Source organism: Neorhizobium galegae (assembly GCF_017877055.1).
Taxonomy (GTDB): Bacteria; Pseudomonadota; Alphaproteobacteria; order Rhizobiales; family Rhizobiaceae; genus Neorhizobium; species Neorhizobium galegae_D.
The window spans coordinates 81,793-107,169 of record NZ_JAGIPG010000005.1 but is presented as its reverse complement, the minus strand read 5'-3'; the positions used below and the strand labels follow the sequence as shown (position 1 = coordinate 107,169).

The window sequence follows — 25,377 nt, the reverse complement described above, 5'->3', positions numbered from 1 at the left end:
TATAGGGCAAGCGGCCCATCTATCCAGCAACTAGAGATAGGGAGAGCCCAGCCAGAACACGCGCTCGATGAGCCGCACGAGGAAGGGCCTTGCCATCAACCCGTCGAGCGTCACTTCGGTTGCGGAAGAAATTGCCAGATCTATCCTTCGTTCCAAAGCTTGCGCGAAAGGGCAATCCAGAACTTCGAGATCGACCTCGAAATTGAGCCGGAGCGAGCGCGGATCAAGGTTCGACGAGCCGACATAAGCCCAGCACCCGTCGATCACCAGAAGCTTGGAATGGTTGAACGGGCCGGATGCCCGCCAGATCCGGCAGTAGTTCTTCAGCATCTGGTCGAACTGCGCCGTCATCGCCCGGTCGACCAGAACCAGATTGTTGGCGGTCGGCACGACGATATCGACCTCCACCCCGCGCCGCGCGGCGGTGACGAGCGCGGTGATCAGTTCGCGGTCCGGCAGGAAATAGGGCGACACGATCCGGATCGAGGAGCGCGCCACGGAAAACGCGCCCATCAGCATCTTGTGGTTCGTCTCGACGCTGCGGTCGGGCCCTGAGGAGACGGCACGCATGACGACCGGCGAACCGGCCTCCGTCTCCGGCGGCTGCAGCGCCCAGGCCTCGCCGTCCAGCGCCTCGTCGGCCGAAAATCGCCAGTCCGCCGCAGCAATCGCAAAGAGGTCGGCGATGATTGGCCCGGTCACCTTGAAATGTGTGTCGAACGAGCATTTGTCGCCGCTGATTTCGCTCGAGAAACCTTCGCGGATGTTCATGCCGCCGGTAAATGCCACCAGGCCATCGATAACCAGGATCTTCCGGTGGGTGCGCAGGTTCGCATAAGGCAACCGCAGGCCCATGATGACGTTGCCGTTGAAGACGTCGACAGTGACGCCCCCGTCCCTGAGCATGCCCAGCACGCTCGGCACGGAGTACCGGGCGCCAACCGCATCGATCAGCACGCGCACTTCGACGCCGCGCTTGACCGCGGCGATCAACGCATCCGCGAACCGGCTGCCGATCCGGTCCCGGTCGAAGATATAGGTTTCGAGGATGAGGCTGCGCTGCGCTTCGCCGATCGCCTTCAGCATCGCCCTGTAGGCCTCGTCACCGGTATCGAGCGCGACGATCGTATTGCCGGTGGTCAGCCGGTGGCGCGTCACCCGGTCGCCCAGCGTCTTCATCGCCCGAAACCGATGCCCGAATTCCCCGATGACCATGTCGTTGGTCGCGTCGTAGGAAACCACATGCGCACGGATTTCTCCCTGCAGCAACGCCCGCCGATCACTGATGACGGCGCGGCGGATACGGTTTATCCCCGCCACAAGGTAAAGCAGCGCGCCGATGATCGGAGACAGAACGATGACGCCGACCCAGCCGATCGCCGAGCGGACCTCTTCCTTGGTCATCGCCGCGTGAATCGCAGCGGCAGCCCCCATCAGGACCGACAAAACGAAAAGGATATGCGGCCAATAGGGTTCGATGAGATCCAGCATGGCGAGCAATATAGGCGCGCTTCGCTCAAGCGCAATCGGAGCCGCACCAATAGGTTAGCGCAGCTCCGGGATGTTTCAGACAGCCAGTTGCTTCTCGAAGACCTCGAGTGAAGCTTCGAACGTGTCGAAGATCGTGTCGATCTGTTGCTCATTGATGATCATCGGCGGGCAGAGCGCCAGCGAGTCGCCGATCGCCCGCGAGATCAGGCCTTTTTCGAGCATGATCGCCAGCAACTTGGGGCCGAGCTGGCCGGCTGCGAAACCGTCTCGCGGCTTCAGCTCAAGGGCGCCGATCAGGCCGACGCCGCGTGCTTCGATCGCCAGCGGATGGCTTTCCAGCGCCTTCAGCCGGCTCTGGAACTTCGGTGCCAGCGTCCGCACATTGCCGACGAGGTCGCGTTCTTCGATGATCGCCAGGTTTTCGAGCGCAACCGCTGCAGCGACGGGATGGCCAGCGGCGGTCACGCCATGGCCGAACGTGCCGATCTTCGCCGATTCATCGGCAAGCGGGCCATAGACGTTTTCGTTGATGAGCAGCGCCGAGATCGGCTGGTAGGATGACGAAATCTGCTTCGACAGCGTCATGATATCCGGCTGCAGTGCATAGGTCGTGGTGCCGAACATCTCGCCGGTGCGTCCGAAACCGCAGATCACCTCGTCGGCGATCAGCAGGATGTCGTATTTCTTCAGCACCTTCTGGATCGCATCCCAGTAACCGGCCGGCGGAACGATGACGCCGCCCGCCCCCATGACCGGCTCGCCGATGAAGGCGGCGACCGTTTCCGGGCCTTCCTTGAGGATCAGGTCTTCGAGATCCTTGGCGCAACGCTCGACGAAAGCCGCCTCCGTCTCGTTTTCCTGCTTGAAGGCGCGGTAATGCGGGCAGGTCGTGTGGAAGATGCCGGCGAGCGGCAGGTCGAAGGAACGGTGGTTGTTCGGCAGGCCGGTCAGGCTGGCGCTGGCGATCGTCACGCCGTGATAGCCCTTGATGCGCGAGATGATCTTCTTCTTTTCCGGCTTGCCGAGCGCGTTCGAACGGTACCAGACCATCTTGATGGCGGTGTCGTTGGCTTCGGATCCCGAATTGGTGAAATACGCCTTCGACATCGGCACCGGCGCCATCTGGATCAGCTTTTCGGCAAGATCGATCGACGGGCCGTGGCTGCGGAGCGTAAAGGTATGGTAATACGGAAGCTTCGCCATCTGCCTGGCGGCCGCTTCGACGAGCCGGCTTTCGCCGAACCCGACGCCGACGCTCCAGAGCCCGGCCATGCCCTCGATATATTTGTTGCCGTTCACGTCATAGACATAGATGCCCTCGCCGCGGTCGATCACCAGCGATCCGTCGCGCTCAAGCGCGCGGGCATTGGTGTAGGAGTGGAGCTGGTAAGCCTTGTCCCGGGCTTCGATGGAATTGGGCTGAATAGTCACGAAGGACCTCCTGTGAGACACGCAACGGCGTTTAAATTTCATAGGCGGAAACGGCGATATTGGACAGCCCAAATCGCCGTTTTCAGAGAAGCCGACCGTTCAAAATAGTTGACGCGTCGATCAGTTTATTTGGTCATTTCAGCGTCATCGCAGCGACCGGAGGCTCGGCGCCTGCAGGAATGGGGCTCTTGTAGTCCTGTCCCTTGCGGCGCTTCCTGAGATCAGCCCAGGCCGCCTCGCGAAGCTGATCGCTTGTCATGGCGGCAAGCCCGGTCGCGGCCATCGCCTTGGCGACGGAAACCATGCCCTTGTGGGCGAGCGGGCTCTTGCCCTGTGCCACCACCTGCCAGGTATGGAGCTGGGTACCCACGGCAAGCGTCGCGCCATAGGCCTGCACGGTCGGCACCACCCAGCTGACATCGCCGACATCCGTCGAGCCGCCCATTTGGCGGTTCTCGGTGTGGGCCGGCAGGATGAAGTCGGCAAGCGGGATATCCCGCTGCTCCAAGCGCTCCTGGTTCCAGCTCGCCGCAATGTCTTCCGGCGTCAGCGTGGCACGGATCTTTTCCGCGAACTCGACATCCGCCGCGTCGAACGGCGGCGGACCCATGCTGTCCCAGACGTCCTGCATGACGTCCATCAGCGGGGTGTTGACGACCAGATTGGAAACACCTGCCAGGATCGTGCTCTCGACCTTGGTCTCCGTCATCAGCGCCGCACCTTCGGCAACCTTCTTGACCCGCTCGATCAGGGCAAAAAGCCCCGGCAGGTCCGCCGAGCGGACGACGTAGCGCACCTTGGCATGCGCCTGCACGACATTCGGCGAGATGCCGCCGCTATCCAGGACCGCATAGTGGATACGGCTCTCGGACGGCATGTGCTCGCGCATATAATTGACACCGACGCTCATCAGTTCGACGGCATCGAGCGCGCTGCGCCCAAGTTCCGGCACGGCGGATGCATGCGCCGCGCGGCCCGTGAACGTGAAGTCGATGCGGCAGTTGGCAAGCGAGGTTTCCCGCTGCACGCCGGCGAAATTGCTCGGGTGCCAGCTGATCGCGATATCGACGTCCTCGAAGGCCCCGGCCCGCACCATGAACGCCTTGGCGGCCCCGCCTTCTTCCGCCGGGCAACCGTAATAACGCACGCGGCCGGGCGTGCCGGTTTTTTCCAGCCAGTCCTTGAGCGCGGTCGCGGCAAGCAGCGACGCCGAACCGAGAAGGTTATGGCCGCAGCCATGGCCGTTGGCGCCGGGGATCATCGGGTCATGCTGGGTATGGCCGGCCTTCTGGCTGAGTCCCGCCAGCGCGTCGTATTCACCGAGGAAGGCGATCACCGGGCCGCCCTCGCCCGCCTCGCCGATCAGCGCGGTCGGAATGCCGGCGACGTTTTCGGTGATCTCGAAGCCCTGCGCCTCCAGCATCTCGCGATGCGCGGCAGCCGAAAGCGTCTCCATGTAGCAGGTTTCCGGCGTCTCCCAGACGCGGTCCGCAAGTTCGGTAAAAACCTCTTTCTTGCGGTCGATGAAATCCCAAACGAGCGGGAGATTGGAATTGCCTGTCGTCATGAAACCGTTGCCTCGATACATCTATGCTGGTCGGAAGGCCCGAACCGTACCCCATTCTGAGCCGATGGCAATGCGGCATTGCAGCGGAAATCGGCACTACGGGAAGATTGGACGGAAGGAATGGGGATGTGACCAGAGCGCGAATCTTCGCATCTCGACAACGGGATCATAATCGCTATGCTCGCGCCCCACGGCCCGCAGGCAAATCTACAGCACGAGCCGAAAACAATAAAAATAACCGGGATTTTGCCGATTTTGTGGAAAATTTTCTAAAAATAAAGCGGGCGTGAAATCCGATACGGCGCAACGCCGTTGATCGGGATCGGCAACAATGGGAGATGCGCGGCTGAAGGCCGGAGCGGACCCGCCAGGAGAAACGCATTTGAAGGCCGGCCGCAGCGAAATATCGCCGGCCAGGAGGTGAACACAGGAATACCGGTCCTTGGGCGCTATATGGCGCACCATTCCAGCTGAAGACATCAACCGGGCACGGCACATAAGCCGGCCACAGGTCATTGGGAGATCCATATGAAATACAAACTCGCCCTTGCCGCAGCGCTGCTGTCGGCAACATTCTTTGCAAGCGCCGCCAGCGCCAAGACCTTCGTATATTGCTCGGAAGGTTCTCCGGAAGGCTTCGACCCCGGCATCTATACCGCCGGCACGACCTTCGACGCTTCGGCGCATCCGATCTACAACCGCCTGCTCGAGTTCAAGCCGGGCACGACCCAGCCGGAAGCAGCGCTTGCCCAGAGCTGGGAGATTTCCGCTGACGGCACCGTCTACACCTTCAAGCTGCGTCCGAACGTCAAGTTCCAGACGACCGACTTCTTCAAGCCGACCCGCAACCTGAACGCCGACGACGTCGTCTTCTCGCTCGGCCGCCAGATCGACGAGAAGAACGCCTGGAACAAGTACATTTCCGGCGCGTCCTGGGAATATGCCGAGGGCATGGGCTTTCCGAAGCTGATCAAGTCGATCGAGAAGGTCGATGACCTGACCGTCAAGGTCACGCTCAACCGTCCGGAAGCACCGTTCCTCGCCAACGTCGCCATGCCGTTCGCCTCGATCCTGTCGAAGGAATATGCCGACAGCCTCGACAAGGCCGGCAAGAAGGAACAACTGAACCAGATGCCGGTCGGCACCGGTCCGTTCACCTTCGTCGGCTACCAGCAGGACGCCGTCATCCGCTACAAGAAGAATGCCGATTTCTGGGGCCCGGCTCCGAAGATCGACGACCTCGTCTTCGCGATCACCACCGATGCCGCCGTCCGTTACCAGAAGCTGAAGGCCGGCGAATGCCACCTGATGCCCTATCCGAACGCCGCCGACGTGAAGGCCATGAAGGCTGATCCGAACCTCCAGGTTCTGGAGCAGGAAGGCCTGAACGTCGCCTACCTCGCCTACAACACGACCAAGGCTCCGTTCGACAAGGTCGAAGTCCGCAAGGCGCTGAACAAGGCGATCAACAAGAAGGCGATCGTCGATGCCGTCTTCCAGGGCATGGCGACACCGGCCGTCAACCCGATCCCGCCGACCATGTGGTCCTACAGCAAGGCCACCCAGGACGACACCTACGACCTCGAGGCGGCCAAGAAGATGCTCGCCGATGCAGGCGTCAAGGACCTCTCCATGAAGGTCTGGGCGATGCCGGTATCGCGTCCCTACATGCTGAACGCCCGCCGTGCTGCCGAAATCATCCAGGACGATTTCGCCAAGATCGGCGTCAAGGTCGAGATCGTCTCCTTCGAATGGGCCGAATACCTGCAGCGTTCGAAGGACAAGAACCGTGACGGCGCCGCCATCATGGGCTGGACCGGCGACAACGGCGACCCGGACAACTTCCTTGATACGCTGCTCGGCTGCGACGCCGTCGGCGGCAACAACCGCGCCCAGTGGTGCAACAAGGAATTCGACGAACTGGTGAAGAAGGCCAAGATCACCTCCGACCAGGCCGAGCGCACCAAGCTCTACGAACAGGCTCAGCTCGTCTTCAAGAAGGACGCTCCCTGGGCAACCATCGATCACTCTCTCGCAGTCGTTCCGATGCGCAAGGGCGTGACCGGCTTTACCCAGAGCCCGCTCGGCGACTTCACCTTCGAAGCGGTCGATATCGCGCAGTAATTTCTGCTTCACGACGATTTTGCCGCGGGACGCGTTGCGTTTCCCGCGGCATTTTCTTATGAGACGCCAAAATTTGGCGAAGACGCCACGATTGCCGCCTTCATGGCTTGACAGATCCATGAATCGGCCACGAACCAAAAACCACTAAAGGTTTCGAATGTTTGGCTTCCTTTTGCGGCGTATCGCCGTGTTGATCCCGACTTTCATCGGGGTCTCGATCATTGCATTTTCATTTATCCGACTTCTGCCGGGTGATCCGGTTGCACTTCTTTCCGGCGAACGCGTCATGTCGCCGGAGCGCCATGCCCAGATCAGTGCCCAGCTCGGCATGGACCGGCCGCTGGTCATCCAGTATTTCGATTACCTCGGCGGCGTGCTGACCGGTGATTTCGGCTCGTCGATCGTCTCCAAGAAGCCGATCCTCGACCAGTTCTGGGCGCTTTTCCCGGCGACCGTCGAACTGTCCTTCTGTGCCATCGTCATCGCCATCGCGCTCGGCATTCCGGCCGGCGTGATCGCGGCGATCAAGCGCGGCTCGATCTTCGACCAGGGGCTGATGGGCATCGCGCTCGTCGGTTATTCGATGCCGATCTTCTGGTGGGGCCTGCTGCTGATCATCCTCTTCTCCGGCACCCTGCAATGGTTCCCGGTTTCCGGCCGCATCTCGCTGATGTTCTTCTTCCCGCCGGTCACCGGTTTCATGCTGATCGACTCTCTTCTGTCGGGGCAGAAGGGCGCCTTCGCCTCGGCGATCAGCCATCTGGCGCTTCCCTCGATCGTGCTTGCGACCATTCCGCTCGCGGTCATCGCCCGCCAGACGCGTTCCGCCATGCTGGAAGTGCTCTCGGAAGACTACGTCCGCACCGCCCGCGCCAAGGGCCTCTCGCCCTTCCGCGTCGTCGGCATCCATGCGCTGCGCAACGCCATGATCCCGGTCATCACCACAATCGGCCTGCAGATCGGCGTCATGCTCGCCGGCGCCATCCTCACCGAGACGATCTTCTCCTGGCCGGGCATCGGCAAGTGGATGGTCGACAGCGTCTTTCGCCGCGACTACGCGGTCATCCAGGGCGGCCTGCTCCTGATCGCGGCCATCATCATGTTCGTCAATCTCGTCGTTGATCTGCTCTACGGCCTGATCAACCCCAGAATCCGACACTGATCCGGCACCAAGAAGGAGAAAATCCCATGGCCGATACCACTGTTAGCAAGATCGCCGAACCGGTTTCCAGCGCCGCGATGCGCCGCCAGATGCTCCGCGAGTTCTGGTTCTACTTTTCCGAAAATCGCGGCGCCGTTCTGGGCCTCATTATTTTCGTCGCCCTCGTCATCGTGGCGATCTTCGCGTCGTTCATCGCCCCGCATTCGCCGTTCGAGCAGTATCGCGATTTCGCCCTGCTTCCGCCGGCCTGGGCCGAGGGCGGCAACCCGTCCTATCTGCTCGGCACTGATCCTGTCGGCCGCGATATCCTGTCCCGCCTGATCTATGGCGCGCAGTATTCGCTGTTCATCGGCGTCTTCGTGACGACGCTGTCGCTCACCGGCGGCATCATCGTCGGCCTGATCGCCGGTTATTACCGCGGCTGGATCGATACGGTCATCATGCGCCTGATGGATATCATCCTCGCCTTCCCGTCGCTGCTGCTCGCCCTCGTGCTCGTCGCGATCCTGGGCCCAAGCCTCACCAACGGCATGATCGCCATCGCGCTCACCCTGCAGCCGCATTTCGTGCGCCTCACCCGCGCCGCCGTGATGGCCGAGAAGAGCCGCGACTACGTGACCGCAGCAAGGCTCGCCGGGGCCGGTCCCATCCGCCTGATGTTCCGCACCATCCTGCCGAACTGCACCGCACCACTGATCGTCCAGGCGACGCTCTCCTTCTCGAACGCCATCCTCGATGCAGCCGCCCTCGGCTTCCTCGGCATGGGCGCTCAGCCGCCGGCACCGGAATGGGGCACGATGCTTGCCGAAGCGCGTGAATTCATCCTGCGCGCCTGGTGGGTCGTCACCTTCCCCGGCGTTGCCATTCTCGTCACCGTCCTTGCCATCAACCTGATGGGCGACGGCCTGCGCGATGCGCTCGACCCGAAACTGAAGAGGTCCTGATCATGGCGCTCTTGCAAATCGACAATCTCACCGTCGAATTCGAAACCGCGACCGGCTGGTTCCGCGCCGTCGACGGCGTCTCCATCTCGGTCGAAAAGGCCGAGGTCCTGGCCATCGTCGGCGAATCCGGCTCCGGCAAGTCCGTCGCCATGCTGGCCGTCATGGGCCTTCTCCCCTGGACTGCCAAGATCACGGCCGACCGCATGCTCTTCGAGGGCCGCGACATCCAGAACATCAGCCCGGCCGAGCGCCGCAAGCTGATCGGCAAGGATATCGCGATGATCTTCCAGGAGCCGGTCGCCAGCCTCAACCCGTGCTTCACGGTCGGCTTCCAGATCGAGGAAGTGCTGAGCATCCATCTCGGCCTCGACGCAAAAGCCCGCCGCGCCCGCGCCATCGAACTGTTCAGCCAGGTCGGCCTGCCCAACCCGGAAGAGCGGCTGAACCACTTTCCGCACCAGATGTCCGGCGGCCAGTGCCAGCGCGTGATGATCGCCATTGCGATCGCCTGCAATCCGAAGCTCTTGATCGCCGACGAACCGACCACCGCACTCGACGTGACGATCCAGAAGCAGATCCTCGACCTCATCATGGCGCTGCAGGCGAAAAACGGCATGGGCCTGATCATGATCACCCATGATATGGGCGTCGTCGCCGAGACCGCCGACCGCGTCGTCGTGCAGTACAAGGGCCGCAAGATGGAGGAGGCCGACGTGCTCTCCCTCTTCGAAAGCCCGAAGAGCAACTACACCAAGGCGCTGCTGGCGGCGCTGCCGGAAAACGCCACCGGCGACCGCCTCACCACCGTTTCCGCCTTCTTCGACGGCAATCCGGAACCCGCACCGGGGGTAAGCGCATGAGCGAGACCATGACCGACAACACCATGCTCGAAGTGCGCAACATCAAGCGCGATTACGAACTGCCGGGCGGCCTCTTCAAGCCGAAGAAGATCATCCATGCGGTGAAGGGCGTTTCCTTCAAGCTGGAACGCGGCAAGACGCTGGCGATCGTCGGCGAGAGCGGCTGCGGCAAGTCCACCCTTGCCCGCATGCTGACCTTCATCGACGAACCGACCGGCGGCGATTTGCTGATCGACAACAAGAAGGTCGACACCCGCCCCGGCCACCTGACCCAGGAGATGCGCCAGAAGGTGCAGATCGTCTTCCAGAACCCCTATGGTTCGCTCAATCCGCGCCAGAAGATCGGCGACGTGCTCGGTGAGCCGCTCGCGATCAATACCGACATGTCGGCTGCCGAACGCCGCGATCGCGCCAGCGAAATGCTGACGAAGGTCGGCCTCGGCCCGGAACACTACAACCGCTATCCGCACATGTTCTCCGGCGGCCAGCGCCAGCGCATCGCGATTGCCCGCGCGCTAATGATGAACCCGAAACTGCTGGTCCTCGACGAACCGGTTTCCGCCCTCGACCTTTCGGTCCAGGCCCAGGTGCTGAACCTGCTCGCCGACCTGCAGGACGAGTTCAACCTCACCTACGTCTTCATCAGCCACGACCTGTCGGTGGTGCGCTACATCGCCGACGAGGTGATGGTGATGTATTTCGGCGAAGCGGTGGAATACGGCACCCGGGAAGAAGTCTTCTCGGACCCGAAGCACGACTATACCCGTACGCTTTTCAAGGCGACGCCGAAGGCCGACATCGAGTCCATCCGCGCCCGCATCGCGAAGAAGAAGGCCGCAGCGGCGGCCTAAAACCTCCTTCGAAGCGGCCGCATCAGGCTTTCCGAAAAGCCGATTTTCGGGTGCGGTCGTGAGGCAATTTGAGAGAGGCCGTGCCGTGAGGCACCCCCTCTGCCTTGCCGGGCATCTCCCCCTCAAGGGGGGAGATTGAAGGAGGCATGCTCAGCGGTCTCCCTCTAGTTTGTAAGGGCAGGAAGGGACCTCGGCAATCTCAAGACTTTTGGTCGGGTAAGACCTCGCTCCCAGCCGATCTCCCTCCTTGAGGGAGATGTCCGGCAGGACAAAGGGGGTATCGCGGGCACGCCTTTCAATGCTGTCTTCGGTTTTGCCCCGTGGACAATCCATCGCCTCCGCCCAGCATCTTCAATGACTTAACCACGTCATCATTCACGGCCTCCCATCCCATGCCTACAATCCCCCCGCTTCCGTCGCCGGAGTGTTTCGCGAGACGTTCGCGGGCGGGCGGAGGCCGGCGCCCTTATTGGATCCGTAACGTGCGGGGAAGGTGAGGGAGGTGAAAGCCATGGCGGCGATGTCTTCGGATGAAGCTGCCTATCAAGCCTCCCCCTGGCCGCCGGGCCGGGTTCGGATTGGCCGTGCAAGTGGCAAGGTTTCCCGAAAGGAAGCCGCGAACAAAGCCACGCAGTGGGGCGAGGTGATCACCTGTAGGGGCCGGAAGCCCCGACAAGACGCCGAAGGCCACGCGAATGCGGAGCCACTTAACTAAAATCTATTGAGGTTCCGCATTCGTGTGGGCTCTCCGATCTTTGAAAAGCCACGGCAGGAGACTGCGCGGGCTCCAGAGTGTTGGCCGAAGGCCGGAAATCAAAGTGTTTGATTCCGGAACCGGACGCACTGGATCATCCCGCCGGCTTCACCGAATCCCGATCTTACTCGACGAAAACCCGAACGCTGGCGGCGCGGCCGGCGGCGTCGATCACCGTCAGCGTCGAATAACCGGCGCCGTCCGGCGTCCATTCACTGGTGCGGCGACGGGATAGTTCGCTGAGCGGTTTGCCGTTGGCCAGCCAGCGGAAGGGCGCCCGGCCTCCCTGCAGTTTCAGGACCAGCGGCGAGATGTCTCCCGATTGCGCCCCGAGATCGAGGCGGGCGCCTTCCGGCGGATAGACGATCTGCGGCGCCGGCTCGCGCGTCGAGGCGGAAAACAGCCCGCTCGCCGTCATCGAGAAACGCCGTTGGCTGATCGGCAGCTCTGTCTGCGCAATGCGGACCGCGCCCGATGGCGCCGATGGCAGCGGCGTGATCGGCACGCCGGATTTCGAAAAGGCCTCGAACAGGATCGGCGCCGCCGTCTGATAGCCCGCAATGCCCGGCACTGCGCCATTGTCCGGCCGGCCGACCCAGACGCCCAGCACATAACGCCCGTCGAACCCGACCGACCACGCATCGCGATAGCCGTAGCTCGTGCCGGTCTTGTAGGCGATGCCGAGCCTTCGGCTGCCCTGCGGCGGCAGCACGTCCGAGAGAATGTCTGCGACGTTCCATACCGCCTGCGGCTCGAGCAGCGGCTCGCCGTCGATCATGCCGGGCTGGTCCTCGATACCGTTGCCGATCCGCATCGGATTGCCGCGATTGGCGAGCGCCGCATAGGCCTGCACCAGATCCTTGAGCGTGATGCCGACGCCGCCGAGGCCGATCGCCAGACCCGGTGCCTCGTTGGCCGGCAGGACAGGTCGTACATCCGCCCGGCGGAACCGGATCATCAGCCGCGAGGGGCCGACCGCATCCAGCAACCGCACCGCGGGCACGTTAAGCGACAGTTGCAGCGCCTGCCGGACGCTGACATCGCCCTGATAGGTCATGTCGAAATTTTTCGGCCGGTAACCGAAGAAATCCGCCGGCCGGTCTTCGATGATCGTTTCCTGGGACACCAGCCCCTGCTCGAAGGCGAGCCCGTAGATGAACGGCTTGAGCGTCGAGCCCGGTGAACGGTTGACCCGCGTCATGTCCACCCAGCCCGACCGGCTCGCATCGAAATAATCGGCAGAGCCGACCTCGCCGACGATCGCACCTGTGGTGATGTCCGCCATCACCATGGCAACCGAAACCTTGGGGCTGAGCTTCACCGAAGCTTCCCTCGCGACTTGCTCCAGTCCCTGCTGGATGCTGCGTTTCAAGGTCGTCTTGTGCTGCTCGATCTTCGGCTGCTTGCGGATCGCCGCTTCGGCGAGATGCGCAGCGTAGGCGGGCAATTGCAGCCGGCGCGTCGGAATGCCATCGCCCACCGCCCGCTCCGCCTCGCCGTCGCCGGTGACGGCCGCCACGGCCGAACGCATCAGCACCCGCTCCCGCGCCGCCTTGGCTATCTTGAAATGCCGGTCCGGCCGCCGGCCTTCCGGCGATTGCGGCAGGGCGACGAGAAGGGCAGCTTCCGCCACCGTCAGCCGCCGCGGCTCCTTGCCGAAATAGGCAAGGCTTGCAGCCCGCACGCCCTCGAGATTGCCGCCATAGGGCGCATGCGTCAGGTAGAGCTCGAGGATTTCCGTCTTGGACAGGCGCCTTTCGATCTGGATGGCTCGGACGACCTGGCGGAGCTTTGCCGTCAGAGAGCGGCTCTCGCGGGGCTCGATCAACCGCGCCACCTGCATCGACAGTGTCGAGGCGCCCGAGACGACGTGGCCGTTGGTGACGAGTTGCACCACGGCACGACCAAGCGCCCACGGATCGACGCCGGCATGCTCGTAGAAACGCTGGTCCTCATAGGCGACCAGCATTTTCAGGAACCGCGGATCGACATTTTTGATCGTCGTGCGAAGCCGCCAGCGGCCTTCGGGCGTCGCAAAGGCGCGCAGGAGTTCGCCATCCGCATCCAGCACTTCGGCGGAAACCACTCGCGCCTTTTCGAGCGGCGGCGGATAGGCCCTATCGGCGGCGTCGAGGCCGACGATCAGCCCCGCCGCAGTGACGAGGCCGACAGCCAGACCGATCGAAAGTTTCCCCCTGAGCTTCATCGGAACGAGCTGCCGCTTACTGGGCGGCCAGCACCTCCATCTTGCCGGTTGCGGTACGAGCCGAGAACTGCGGACGATACATGTCCTCGACCTGGGCAGCCGGATGATCGTAGACGCCGGGCGTCACGGCGCGGACCACATAGGCAAGCGTGATCTCGCGGTTGTCGCCGGCGCTCCGGTCGAAAGCCGCGACGAAACGGTCGTTGCGGAACTCGGTATGGGCTGCCTGCACCTCCTCGATCCAGTCGAAGTTGGTGAGGCTCGCGCTGTTGACGATGCTCGGATTGTCGATCTCGAATCCGGCCGGCAGAAGGTCGGTGACGACGATACGCGACGGCCAGCTGTTGCTCTCAGTGATGCTGATCACCGCCACATAACGCTGGTTCTGCTGCGCTTCGCTGACATTCGTCTCCTCGCCATCCATCGAATAATAGGTCCGGGTGATCTGGAAACCGTCGCCGCCGGCGGGCAGCGGTTGGGCAGGTGCCGCGACCGTCGTGATCGAGGCCGACAGCGGATCGGCGCTGTTGTTCTTGACGGTCAGCGGATGGCCGATCAGCGCATCACCGGCCATCTGCGACATCAGCGTGCCGCGATGATCGGCGCCGTTGACCTGCAGGCGCAGACCGTCGTCGCCGTTCTGCAGCGCGCGGGCGGCCAGCAGCATCCAAGTCTGTTCCTGGGTGCTGGTATATTTCTTCTGCCCCCATTCCTTGGCGACGATGGTGGCGAGCGCCGGAACGATCGGCGGCACCGGCCGGCTTTCGGCGGCAAGCGCCAGAACCGCGGCACCATCACGCAGCGACGAGCCGTAATCCGAACGCGACAGGCTCACCCGGCGGATCTGCGCATCTTCCGACATCTGCAGCGAGGCCGCAAAAATATTCCGGGACCGCTGCGCATCGCCGTAGAGCGCCAGCGCTGCAGCGATATGCGCCTTGGCGAGCGGCGTCGGGAAATCGTTCAGCATCGTATCGGCGTAATAGCGCAGGTCGCTGATCGCGGCCTTGCGGTTGCGGGCGAGCACATAGAGCGCATAGGCGATCTCGTTGCCCTGGTCCTTGACGTTGTTGGTGAAGCCGAGCGAGTTCTGCAGGCTGTCGAGGGCCTGGACGAGTGCCTGTTCCGGCACGTTGTAACCCTGCTCGCGGGCACGGCTGAGGAAGTCGCTCACGTAGGAATCGAGCCACAGATCGCCGCCGCCCGGACCCCAGAGACCGAAACTGCCGGCCGAGGACTGGTAGGACAGCACGCGATAGATCGCATCCTGCACCCGCTTCTTGACCTCCGTATCATCGGCCAGACCGTTCTGCACCGCCATCTGGCTGAGATAGAGAAGCGGCAGGGCGCGGCTGGTGGTCTGCTCGGCGCAGCCATAGGGATACCGGCTGAGGCTCATCAGCAGTGCCGGGATGTCGAAGGCGGTCGAGCGGCTGACATTCACGCTGATCGAGGCGCCCGGCAGGATGCTGTCGGCGAGCAGGTTGGAATCGACCGTAACGCTGGCGCCCGGCTTCAGCTCGACGAGCCGCTGCTGGGTGATCGGCATTGCGGCCGGTCGCACCGGAATATCGAGCACCTGGTCCAGCGACATGCCGGAGGCATTCGAAAGGCGGATCAAGATCGACCCGTCGCCCGGCTCGACACCGCGCAGCGCAAGCGTGACATCCGACTTGCCACCGGCGGCGAGCGTGATCTTTCCGGTCCCCTTCTGATCGACGGCGACCGGTCTGTTGGTGGTGACGGCCAGCTGGTAGTCGCCGGCCGGCGCATCGGTATTGGCGATATCGAGCCTCAGATTGGTCTGGTCGCCGGGGGCGAGGAAGCGCGGCAGGCTGGCGGTGATTACCACCGGATCGCGGATCACCACGTCCTTGACGCCATGCCCGACGCCGGTCTTCGACCAGGCTACCGCCATGACGCGCGCCGTGCCGTTGAACTGCGGAATGTCGAAGGAGACATTCGCCTTGCCCTGTTCATCGAGCTTCACCGGACCGGAGAAGAAGGCGATCAGCTTTTCCTTGGGCGGACTGCTCTGCAACGCCGTGCTGCCGCCGTCGCCGCCGGTGCGCAGCCGCCCGGTCGCGCCGAGCGAACCGTCGATCAGACGGCCATAGAGATCGCGGATTTCGAGGCCGAGGCGGCGCTGGCCGAAATACCAGTCGTCCGGCGCCGGAGGCTGGTAACGCGTCAGATTGAGGATGCCGACATCCACCGCAGCGACAGTGACATAAGCGTCCTCATTGGCGCCTGCTCCGGCGACCTGCAGCGAGATGTTGAGCGGCTGGCGCGGCAGCGTCTTTTCCGGCGCCGTGATCGATACCTGCAGATCGCGATTTTCCGGATCGACCTTCAGCCAGGTGACGCCGATGGCGCGCATCGGCATGCGGCTTTCCTGCGCCTGGCCGGGACGATAAAGCGTCGCCGTGACATAGGAACCGGCGCCCCAGGCGGCGGTGACCGGGATTTCCACTTCGCCACCACTGGCGCCGATGCTTGCGGTCTTGACCGCAATCAGGCTCTCGGAACCGGACGTGATCATCAGCTCGCCGGCGTAACGCGACGACACCTTGAGCTTGGCCGTCTCGCCGATCTTGTAGCTCTGCTTGTCGAGCGCGATTTCCAGCGCGTCCGGGGTTTCGGTCGAGGTCGCGGTCACGAACCAGCCGGCATCGAATTCGACGCTGGAGGTGGGGCCGCCGATTTCGGCGGTTTCGACCTCGAGCCGGTAGCGGCCCCACTTGACCGGAACGGAAACCTTGCCGCCATCCGCCGTGACATTCACCGTGCCGTTGGCAGCCTGGCTGGTGCGGGTCACCGGCTCATACCGCCAGGACGAACCGTCACGGTACCACTGGTAATCGCGGTCGATCTTGATCAGCTTCCAGGGCAGGTTCTGTACCGCCTGCTTTTTGCCGGCCTCGTCCACCATGATCACGGTGAAATTACCGACCGAGTTCTCGCCGAGATCGCCGGAAAATTCCGGTTTGATGCCAATCCGCGCGCCTTCTGCCTTCACCGGCAGGGTGATCGAACGCTCGATGGCACGGCCGCCCGCCTCCTGCATGCGCACGACGATATCGGCATTCACCAGCTGCGTCGTCGAAGGCGCCTCAGTAACGGTCGCGTCGAAGGTCGCCTTGCCGTCGTCGTCGAGCGGTTCGAGCTCCTCAAGCGGAATGCGCACCGCTTCGCTCGCCTCTTCATCGACGAGGCCGAACTGATAGCCCGGGAAGGCCGGATTTTCGCGCGTCGTCTTCAGCGCGATCTCGCCCTCCAGATTGAGGCCGGCCGCCGGCGCTCCATAGAGATAACGGCCATCGATATTGACCGCCACCGGCTCCCCGACCGCGATTTCCTTGGCGTCGCTGGTCATGTCGAATTCGATGCGATCCGGCACGAAATCATCGACGAGGAAGGTCTTTTCTCCGATCGCCGAACCCTTGGGATCGGTAAAGATCTGCATCGTCCATGTGCCGCGCATCGAGGTGGCCAGCAGCGGCAGGTCGAGCGTGTAACCGCCGAGCGAACCGTTGTTGACCATCCGCCGATCCTCGACGCCATCCGGCCGTAAGAAAACGAAGGTGAGCGGCAGGTTCTCGATCGCCGTCGCGTCGATATTGCGGGCGAGCGCCGAGGCATGCACGGTTTCGCCGGGGCGGTAGATGCCGCGTTCGGTCCAGGGCAGGATGTCGATCGCGCCTGGCGCCGGACGGCCCGTGACGCCGCGGTCAGACAGATCGAAACCGGCACGGGCCATGTCGAGGAAGACATAGTCCTGGCCGTTGTTCTGGGCGGCCAGCACGGCCGGTACCATGGCCGCCGTGCCACGCATCAGGCCTGCGGTGAACACCGCGCGGCCATCCGCATCGGTCTTCGCCGTGCCGAGGATTTCGTTGTTCTTGGCGAGAAGCTGCAGATCGACGCCTGCCATCGGCTTGGCGCTGCCGAGCGAACGGGCAAAGACGTTGAGACCGTCCGTGCCGGCATAGGTGGTGAGCCCGATATCCGAAACGACGAACCATTGCGTCGCCTTGGTATCCCATTCCTGGCTCGTGGCGTTGGCGGCAGCCGCGGTCAGCATGTAGACGCCGGGCTTGCGGGTCGGCAGCGCCTCGTCGACCGGGAAGCTCGTCACCACGTCCTTGTTGAGATCCTGGGCAATATCGATCGTGCCCTGCCAGACCAGTTCCCCGCTCTGCTCCTCGATCTGGGTGGCATTATAACCGTCCATCTGGGTCAGGAACTGCGAATTGGCGAGCAGCGGGGCGATGCTGCGGTCACCGACGCGGTAGAGCTTCAGATTGGCCTTCTCGGTGTTGACCGAGACGATCGGGATGCCGCGGCGCGCAGTCGACGGCAGTACGAAACTGTCGCCGGTGAAACGCACGCTCGCCGAACGGTCCTTGACGTAGATGTCGATATCGACCTGTGCAACAAGCGGCTCGTCCACGGAAGACGGCAGGCCACGGCGCAGCGACAGCTTGTAGCGCTGCCCATGGGTGAGGCCTTCGACGCAGATCTGGTTGTCCTTGGCTTCCATCGCCTTCGGCGCCTGGCCGTTGAGCACGACAAAGGGCGCGTAATCGACGCCGATCTTCACCAGCGGTTCGGAGAACTGCACGCAGACGCGCGGGTTGGCGCTGTCGGCATCGACCGTGTTGCCGGTCATGCGGAAGCCCTGGCGCTCGCGCAGGTCGTTATAGGCAGCCTGCACGGTGCGGGCGTTCACCAGCGCGAGGCTCGCCTTGTAGGCATTGAGCGCGGCACGATAATTCTGCTGCTTCGCAAGCGCTGCAGCAAGCACCGCCAGCGCATCCGCGCGGGTCTGCGTCGTGCGCGAAAGCTGGTAGCCATTGACCGCGGCAAGTGTGCCTTCGCCATCGGCGGTGCCGTTGTTCTTCGCGGTCCCGGCAGCGCGGGCAAGCTCGATCCACAGCGCACCGTCGTCGGGGATGATCGAGAGCGCGCCTTTGAAATTGTAGATCGCCGTATCGACATTGCCGGCCAGCAGCTGTCCCTGGGCGATCGTCTTGAGGTTCTCGACGCCGTAACCCTTCTGATTGTCGCCGAGCGTCAGGCCGTCCTTCTGATCGCGCGCCTGCTGAAGAACCTCTTCCGAGAGGAAGGAGAGTTTCGGCGGCGCGCCGATATCGGGCTCCACCGCCGTTACGACGATCTTGCCGGCAGTCGCGCCCGGGAACGGGTTGAGCTGGCTGTAATCCGACTTGAGAAAGCACCACTTGGCTTTCTCGTTATAGGTGAAAGCCTTGCAGGCGTTGTCGCCGATGCAAGCCGCCTCGCACTGGGGCTGACTGACATTCTTCACGGTTCGCAGATCGAAACCGAGATAATCGCTGTTCGGAGTGCTTTCGATCCGCCGGTCGGCCGCAGTCAGCGGCGAGACGAAAGCGAATGCGGAAACGATGAGAGCGAGAAAGCCGAAAAACGCGCGCCTAGACATTGAAAGTCCCCCCGTGGCTGCAGTCGGAAGTTGGCAGTTTTCTAATCTATCCCGTGACTTGTCAACGAGCCTCGACGCGCCCAGCCGCCTATTTTCGTGAAGAGATTGTCATATGACGAACGTCGTGCCGGAACGGTTCAGGCCATTAGCCCGGCAGCGGTGAATCCGCCGTCAACGGCGAGAATCTGGCCGGTCACATAGGAGGACTGCCGCTCGTCCACGAGGAAGGCTATGGCCGCGGCGATCTCCTCCGGCCGGCCGTAGCGACGCATCGGGACGGTGCGGTTCCACTCCTCGCGCGTCACGGCCGTATGGTTCTCCTTGACCATCGGCGTCTCGATCGGTCCAGGCGCAATGGCGTTGACGCGGATCAGGTCGTCGGCCAGCTCGACTGCCATGATTTTGGTGAGCGTGACCAGTGCGCCCTTCGAGGCGCCATAGGCGGAGCGGCCGAGATTGCCCTTGATGCCGGAGACCGAAGCGATATGGACGATCGAGCCGCCACCGTTTTCCCGCATGATCGGGGCGAGCGCCTGCGACAGCGCGAACGCGCCGACGACATTGACCTCATACATCCGCCGGAGCTGATCGGTCGTGGTATCGGCGAAGCGGACATTCGAACCGATTCCCGCGCTGTTGACCAATGCCTGCAGCGGGCTCTGGAGGGTTTGGCAGCGACGGCCAAGTTCGGCGATCGCTTTTTCGTCGGTGATATCGAGGAGGACGGTGGTGAGCAGACCGGCCCGATTGCCGAGCCGTTCCACCAGCCGCTCGAGCGCTGCGGCGTCGCGGTCGGCCGCCAGCACATGCCAGCCGGCTTCGATCAGAAGCTCCGTCGTCGAAAGGCCGATACCCGATCCCGCACCCGTGACGACGACGCTTCGCATGTTCAGCTCTCCTGGTTTTCGATGATGACCAGTTCGAACGTGACGCCGACCGGATTGTCGCCGCGCGCCAGCCGGCCGTGATAGATCGCGCCGTCCGTATCGACGACCGCGGCGTCGATCGAGGCTCGGAGCCCGTCCGACGTGTTTTCCAGCACGCCGTTCTCGATGGCGATCTCCGTCGCGAGGCAGACCACGCGACGCCCGTCCTCGAAGACGGGCTCGTTGATGCTGCCGATGCCGTAGATGCGGGCACTCTCGATGCCGTGGTCCCGGCAGACGTCTTCGATCGCTATCCCGACATCCTCGTTCGGGCGAACCCGCAGCAGGATGCCGTTGCCCTCGCCGCTCTCGCCCTTGGCGGAAAACAGCGTGAAATTCGTTTCCGGATCGGGGATCGACGAGAAGGTCGCAGTGGCGCTGCCATAACCTCTGGCTGCGATCGGCCGGCTGACGATACTGTCGAAGGGCAGCACATGCCCCATGCACAGGGCGCCTTCCCCCGTATCCCAGATGCCGTGGCAATGCAGGAACGGCGCACCGTCCCGTTCGCCGACCATTGCGGTCGCGGTCTGGAATCTGCCGCCCGCTTCCGGCGCGAACGTGGCGCTGTACCAGGCGGCATGGTCCTCGTCCGGCGAGAAGGCCGGCAGGACATAACGGAACGGATCGCAGGCGCCGCCCTCGACAGTGAGGAAACCGCCCTTGCAGCCTGCCTCCGCGAAGATGCGCGCCACCTCGGCCATGAAAATCTCGCCGGGCCGCAGCACACCCTCGACCGGCTTCAACGCGGTCCGCACCGCCTCGCGCCTGATCGGCGCGACAGGCCCCGGATGCCTGAGCTGGCGCAATGCCGGCAGATCATTAGCCGGCTTATTGTCGAGCTCGCCGCGCGCCTGCAGCTCTTCGCGGATCATCTTCTTGGTGATCTTGCCATAGGCGGATTTCGGCAGCGCGTCCCAGAAGAGGAAGCGCTTCGGCATCTTGTAGCGGGACATCCTGCCGTCGATGAAGGCAAACAGGTCCTTCTCGGTCACCGCCGAACCGGGCTTGGCGACGCAGACGGCCACGCCGACTTCGCCCCAGAGCGGATCCGGCACGCCGAGCACCGCCACCTCGCTGATGGCCGGGTGGGTGAGAAGCTTCTCCTCGATCTCGCGCGGATAGACGTTCGAGCCGCCGGAAATATACATGTCGGAGGCGCGGCCGGTGATGTAGAGAAAACCCTCCGCATCCATGTGGCCGAGGTCGCCGGTGCGGAACCAGCCGCTGCGGAACGCCTTCTCGTTGGCCTCCGGATTGTCGTAATAGCCCGCGAAGACCGCCGGGCCGATGCAGCAGATCTCGCCAGTCTCGTAAGGCCCGACCTCCTCGCCCGCATCGTTCTGGATCGACACCTGCATGCCGGTGCGTTCCATGCCGCAGGTACCGATCCTGGCCGCCTCGCCGTCCTCGGTCGAATGCAAGGCCGGTGGCAGGACCGTGATCGCACCGGTCACTTCGCCGAGCCCGAAATATTGCACGATCACCGGACCGAGGCTCTTCAGCGCCCGCTTCTGGTCCTCGCGATACATCGGCGCGCCGGCATAGATGACGTAGCGCAGCGAGGAATGGTCGTATTTTTCGGCAGCCGGATGCTCGACGAGCAGCTTCAGAATGGTCGGCACCGTGAACATGGTCGAGACGCGCCACTTTTCGATCAGCGCCCAGGCGGCATCGATATCGAATTTTTCGGTCGGCAGCAGGATGGTCTTCACTCCATGAGCCACCTGGGTAAGCTGATGCACGCCCGCGCCATGCGAGAGCGGCGCGACGACCAGCGCCGCATCGGCCGATGTCACGCCTGGCATCAGGTCGCAGAGATGGTTGTTGATCACGAAAGCCATCTGGCCGTGGGTCAGCACCGCCGCCTTCGGGCGGCCCGTCGTGCCCGACGTGAAGAAGAACCAGCAGGGATCGTCGCGCTCGACCCGCGCCTCGACCGGCTTCCTGCCTCGAAACTCCTCGACAACGGCATCATAGGACGGCCCGAAATCCGCTTCTCCGATGGCAAGGACGAAACCGACCGCCGGGGTGCTCTCCCGCACCACCCACGCATGATCGGGGCACGAGGCGTTGCAGATCAGGCCGGTCGCGCCGCTCGCCTTGGCGAGATAGGCGACCTCTTCCGGCGTCTGCCGAAAATTGGTCGGCACCCAGACGGCGCCGATCCGAAAACAGGCGAACATGCTCTCGAACATCTGGTTGCAGTTCTGCGACTGGACCAGGATGCGGTCGCCCTTCGTGACCCCGAAACGCTGCTGCAGCGCCGCAGCCATGGCGTCGATGCGCGTCTCGAACTCTTCCCAGGTCCACGTCTTTTCGGCCCAGACCAGCGCGACGCCCTGCGGTTCGCGACGCATCGCCTGCGTCACGAAACGGGCAAGGTTCATCACCCGCGTCGAACGGGGGCTTAGGCCACCCTTCGGCTCAGTCCGATCGCCGACGCCAACCGAGGTCGTCGCATTCATTTCGTCCGCTCCAGGATCGACACGTAGTTGGCGACGGCAGCGCCGCCCATGTTGAAGACGCCGGCCATCGTCGTCTTCGGCAGCTGCATCTCGCCCGCCTCTTCGCAGAGCTGCATCGCCGCCATCACATGCATGGAGACGCCGGTCGCGCCGATCGGATGACCCTTGGATTTCAGCCCGCCGGACGGGTTGACCGGCAGCCGGCCATCCTTGCGGGTGATGCCTTCGCGGATGACGCGATACCCCTCGCCGGGTTCGGCGAGCCCCATCGCCTCGTATTCGATAAGTTCGGCGATCGTGAAGCAGTCGTGGGTTTCGACGAAGCTCAGATCGTCGAGCGACGCACCCGCCTCCGCCAGCGATTTCTGCCAGGCCATGCGCGCGCCCTCGAAAGCGATCGGATCGCGCCGCGACATGGCAAGGATATCGTTGACATGATTGTGCGCCCTGAAGGCGACGGCGCGCTTCATGCCGGCCGCGACTTCCGGCGAGGCGATCACGATCGCGGCCGCACCATCGGACACCAGCGAGCAGTCGGTGCGACGCAGCGGGGCGGCAACGTAGGGGTTCTTGTCGGACACCGTGTTGCAGAAATCGAAGCCGAAATCCTTTTGCATATGCGCATAGGGATTCTTCATGCCGTTGGCGTGGTTCTTCGCCGCGATCATCGCGAGCTCTTCCGAGCGGTCGCCATAACGCTGGAAATAATGGCTGGCGATGCGGCCGAAGAGACCGGCGAAACCGCCCTCCACATCCGCCTCCTCCTCGCGATAGGAGGCCGACAGCAGGATGTCGCCCGTCTCCCTGGTGGGCAGCGCGGTCATCTTCTCGGCACCGACGACGAGCGCGATCTTGCCGCGCCCGGCGGCGATGAAATCGAGCGCCGAATAAAGCGCCGCCGAGCCGGTGGCGCAGGCATTCTCCATCCGCACGGCCGGCACATGATCGAACCCGTCGGCCGCCATCGCCACCAGCGCACCTTGGAAATCCTGCTTGGAAAACCCGTTGTTGAACACGCCGACGAAAATGCCGTCGACATCCCTGGCGGTGATGCCGGCGTGTTCGAGGGCCGGATTGATCACCTCGGCCATCAATTCCCGCGTCGAGCCCGCTTCGGACTTGCCGAATTTGGAATGGGCCCAACCGACGATCTGCGCTCCTGCCATGACCTTCTCCTTTGTTTCAAACACGTTCCGGTGTTCTCGACCGGGCCGTCTGCGGCGCCTTTCGGAGCGCCGGTTTTTCCGAACTGAACAGCGATTTCAGCTTGCCCTGTAACCGCTCGACCTCATGGGCGAGCTGGGCCGCAAGCTCCTTCTGGCGCGCATCGCCCATGCGGCTGTCGATCGCGGCGATCGACAGAGCCCCGGCGAGCCGCCCGTCCGGCAGCAGGATCGCCATGCCGATCCCCCAGGAATTGGCAATCACCCGCCCGGGATTGAGCGCATAGCCCAGCTCCCGTGTGCGGGCGACATCCTCGCGGATGATCTCCGTCGAATAGCCGGGATACTGGGCGGCAATGACGCCCTCAATGCGGCCGAGGATGGCCTCCACGTCCGCATCCGGCAATGCCGCCAGCATGGCGAGCGAGCCGGCGCCGACGCCGAGCGGGTTCTGGTCGCCGGTGAGCAGTGCATGGGTGCGAACCGGATGCGTGCCCTCCTCGCGATGCAGGCAGACGGCATAGTCGTCCCGCCGCATCGACACGAAACTTGTATCGGCGGATTTGGCGGAAAGCCGCTTCAGGCTCTCGCCCGCCATTTCCAGGAGGCCATGCCGGCGCGAGGCCAGCATGCCCAGCACATAAAGCTCCCCGCCGAGATAATACCGGCGGGTCAGCTCGTCCTGTTCGACGAGGCGGGACCGCATCAGCGCCATCAGCAGCCGCCGGGCGGTGGGTTTGTTGAGGCCGCTATCGGCGACCACATCGGCCAGCGCCACGCCTTTTTCCGCCCCTCGACCGACGATGGAGAGAAGCTGCAACGCCCGCTCCACCGCCTGCGCACCCGAGCCGGAAGCAGCACTTTCCCGAACACCAGACAGGTTTTCGATCACTTGTTCCATAGGCCGCTTCCCACCCGATGCATGTCCGCCACCGATCAGCTCAACGACTTGCCGATGGCCTTTTCGAGAATGGCCCAGGCCTCGTCGCCATATTTCGCCTTCCAGTCCTTGTAGAAATTCGCAGCGCGCAGCTTTTCCTGGAAAAGCGCGCCGTCCGGCTTGTTGAACTTCATGCCCTTGGCCTCGAGTTCTGCCTGAACGGTGGCGTTGAGGCCCATCACGTCCTTGCGCTGCAGCTCGGCGGCGGCGTTGAAGTGCTTCGAGACGATCCCCTGCAGATCCGCCGGCAGCGCCTGCCAGGAGCGGCGGTTGAGGAGGATCCAGAAACCGTCCCACATGTGGTTGGTCATCGAGACGTATTTCTGCACCTCGAACAGCTTGGCCGTGGTCAGGATGGCGAGCGGGTTTTCCTGCCCGTCGACAATGCCGGTCTGCAGCGCCGTATAGGTCTCGGCAAAATTGATGCTGGCGGGCGCCGACCCGAAGGCGGTGAACATCGAGGTCCAGAGCGGGCTCACCGGCACGCGAATCTTGAAGCCTTCGAGATCCTTCGGCGTAGTGATCGGCCCCTTGGACGAGGTGATCTGCCGGAAACCATTGTCCCAGATCTTGTCGAGCGTCAGCAGGCCCTTCTTCTCGATCTCGGCGCGAACATATTTGCCGAGTTCACCGTCCATCGCCGGCCAGACCTTGTCATAGCTCGGGAAGGCGAAACCGACGCCGTTGAGCGAAGCATTCGGCACGAGCGTCGACAGGATGATCGGCGACAGGCTGAACATTTCGACGCCGCCGGAGCGCACCTGGTTCAGCATGTCGGTGTCGGCGCCGAGCTGGCTCGACGGGAAGATGTTGATGGCCATGCGGCCGCCGCTCTCCTCCAGGATCTTGGCGACGGCTTCCTTGGCGCGGACGTTCATTGGATGCGTCAGCGCCTGGTTGTTGGCGAACTTGTAGGTGAATTCGGCGGCGTTTGCCGGCCGTGTTCGGATCGAAAAGGTGGTGGCGATGCCGGTCGTGGCCGCGCCCAAAAGAAGCGTTCTGCGATTGACGTTCATGAAATCCTCC

The 25,377-nt window shown here is 63.3% G+C and carries 15 protein-coding genes and 1 pseudogene; 5 read left to right on the top strand and 11 right to left on the bottom strand.

All coding sequences use genetic code 11. The annotated features are described in order from the left end of the window. Nucleotides 1–30: 30 nt before the first annotated feature. The 3 genes from cls to J2857_RS26840 form a co-directional block, all read right to left on the bottom strand. A complete protein-coding gene (gene cls, locus J2857_RS26850; protein ID WP_210013143.1) occupies nucleotides 31–1,491 on the bottom strand; it encodes a cardiolipin synthase in 1,461 nt (486 codons plus the stop codon). Nucleotides 1,492–1,566: 75 nt separating this feature from the next. Next, nucleotides 1,567–2,922 (bottom strand): aspartate aminotransferase family protein, encoded by a 1,356-nt coding sequence (locus tag J2857_RS26845; RefSeq protein WP_210013142.1) that lies wholly within the window; start codon nucleotides 2,920–2,922, stop codon nucleotides 1,567–1,569. A gap of 133 nt (nucleotides 2,923–3,055) precedes the next feature. After that, on the bottom strand, nucleotides 3,056–4,489 hold the full coding sequence (locus tag J2857_RS26840) for a M20 family metallopeptidase (RefSeq protein ID WP_245363914.1): 1,434 nt from the start codon (nucleotides 4,487–4,489) through the stop codon (nucleotides 3,056–3,058). A gap of 528 nt (nucleotides 4,490–5,017) precedes the next feature. On the opposite strand from J2857_RS26840, the gene J2857_RS26835 reads away from it, so the two are divergent. The 5 genes from J2857_RS26835 to J2857_RS26815 all read left to right on the top strand — a co-directional run bounded on the left by J2857_RS26835 (nucleotide 5,018) and on the right by J2857_RS26815 (nucleotide 10,430). Continuing rightward, a complete protein-coding gene (locus J2857_RS26835) occupies nucleotides 5,018–6,613 on the top strand; it encodes an ABC transporter substrate-binding protein (RefSeq protein WP_210013141.1) in 1,596 nt (531 codons plus the stop codon). Nucleotides 6,614–6,770: 157 nt separating this feature from the next. Then, nucleotides 6,771–7,775, top strand: coding sequence for an ABC transporter permease subunit (locus J2857_RS26830; protein ID WP_210013140.1), 1,005 nt, complete (start codon nucleotides 6,771–6,773; stop codon nucleotides 7,773–7,775). 26 nt (nucleotides 7,776–7,801) lie between these two features. Next, entirely contained in the window at nucleotides 7,802–8,719 is a 918-nt protein-coding gene (locus J2857_RS26825; protein ID WP_210013139.1) for an ABC transporter permease subunit, read from the top strand. 2 nt (nucleotides 8,720–8,721) lie between these two features. After that, on the top strand, nucleotides 8,722–9,579 hold the full coding sequence (locus tag J2857_RS26820; RefSeq protein WP_084683129.1) for an ABC transporter ATP-binding protein: 858 nt from the start codon (nucleotides 8,722–8,724) through the stop codon (nucleotides 9,577–9,579). Beyond that, on the top strand, nucleotides 9,576–10,430 hold the full coding sequence (locus J2857_RS26815; protein ID WP_373426838.1) for a dipeptide ABC transporter ATP-binding protein: 855 nt from the start codon (nucleotides 9,576–9,578) through the stop codon (nucleotides 10,428–10,430). The genes J2857_RS26820 and J2857_RS26815 overlap by 4 nt, the downstream gene beginning before the upstream one ends. Before the next feature lie 878 nt (nucleotides 10,431–11,308). On the opposite strand, the gene pbpC is transcribed toward J2857_RS26815, so the two are convergent. The 8 genes and pseudogenes from pbpC to J2857_RS26780 all read right to left on the bottom strand — a co-directional run bounded on the left by pbpC (nucleotide 11,309) and on the right by J2857_RS26780 (nucleotide 25,367). Continuing rightward, nucleotides 11,309–13,390, bottom strand: coding sequence for a penicillin-binding protein 1C (gene pbpC / locus J2857_RS26810; protein WP_210013138.1), 2,082 nt, complete (start codon nucleotides 13,388–13,390; stop codon nucleotides 11,309–11,311). Nucleotides 13,391–13,406: 16 nt separating this feature from the next. Beyond that, nucleotides 13,407–18,854 carry an alpha-2-macroglobulin family protein gene (locus J2857_RS26805; RefSeq protein WP_210013137.1) on the bottom strand — a complete coding sequence of 1,816 codons (5,448 nt, stop codon included), beginning with the start codon at nucleotides 18,852–18,854 and terminating at the stop codon, nucleotides 13,407–13,409. 137 nt (nucleotides 18,855–18,991) lie between these two features. Beyond that, on the bottom strand, nucleotides 18,992–19,741 hold the full coding sequence (locus tag J2857_RS26800; RefSeq protein WP_210013136.1) for an SDR family NAD(P)-dependent oxidoreductase: 750 nt from the start codon (nucleotides 19,739–19,741) through the stop codon (nucleotides 18,992–18,994). A gap of 2 nt (nucleotides 19,742–19,743) precedes the next feature. Next, nucleotides 19,744–20,223: a PCC domain-containing protein gene (locus J2857_RS31145; RefSeq protein WP_245363940.1), complete on the bottom strand. Its 480-nt coding sequence runs from the start codon at nucleotides 20,221–20,223 to the stop codon at nucleotides 19,744–19,746. 396 nt (nucleotides 20,224–20,619) lie between these two features. Then, a pseudogene (locus J2857_RS31140) lies at nucleotides 20,620–22,248 on the bottom strand (acyl-CoA synthetase); the annotation flags it as partial. Continuing rightward, on the bottom strand, nucleotides 22,245–23,414 hold the full coding sequence (locus tag J2857_RS26790; RefSeq protein ID WP_210013134.1) for an acetyl-CoA acetyltransferase: 1,170 nt from the start codon (nucleotides 23,412–23,414) through the stop codon (nucleotides 22,245–22,247). The pseudogene J2857_RS31140 and the gene J2857_RS26790, both read right to left, overlap by 4 nt. A 16-nt stretch (nucleotides 23,415–23,430) precedes the next feature. Continuing rightward, the gene (locus J2857_RS26785; protein WP_210013133.1) at nucleotides 23,431–24,312 is read right to left on the bottom strand and encodes an IclR family transcriptional regulator; all 882 of its coding nucleotides are present in this window, start codon (nucleotides 24,310–24,312) and stop codon (nucleotides 23,431–23,433) included. Between the two features lie 35 nt (nucleotides 24,313–24,347). Then, on the bottom strand, nucleotides 24,348–25,367 hold the full coding sequence (locus J2857_RS26780) for a TRAP transporter substrate-binding protein (protein WP_210013132.1): 1,020 nt from the start codon (nucleotides 25,365–25,367) through the stop codon (nucleotides 24,348–24,350). Between the last annotated feature and the right edge of the window lie 10 nt (nucleotides 25,368–25,377).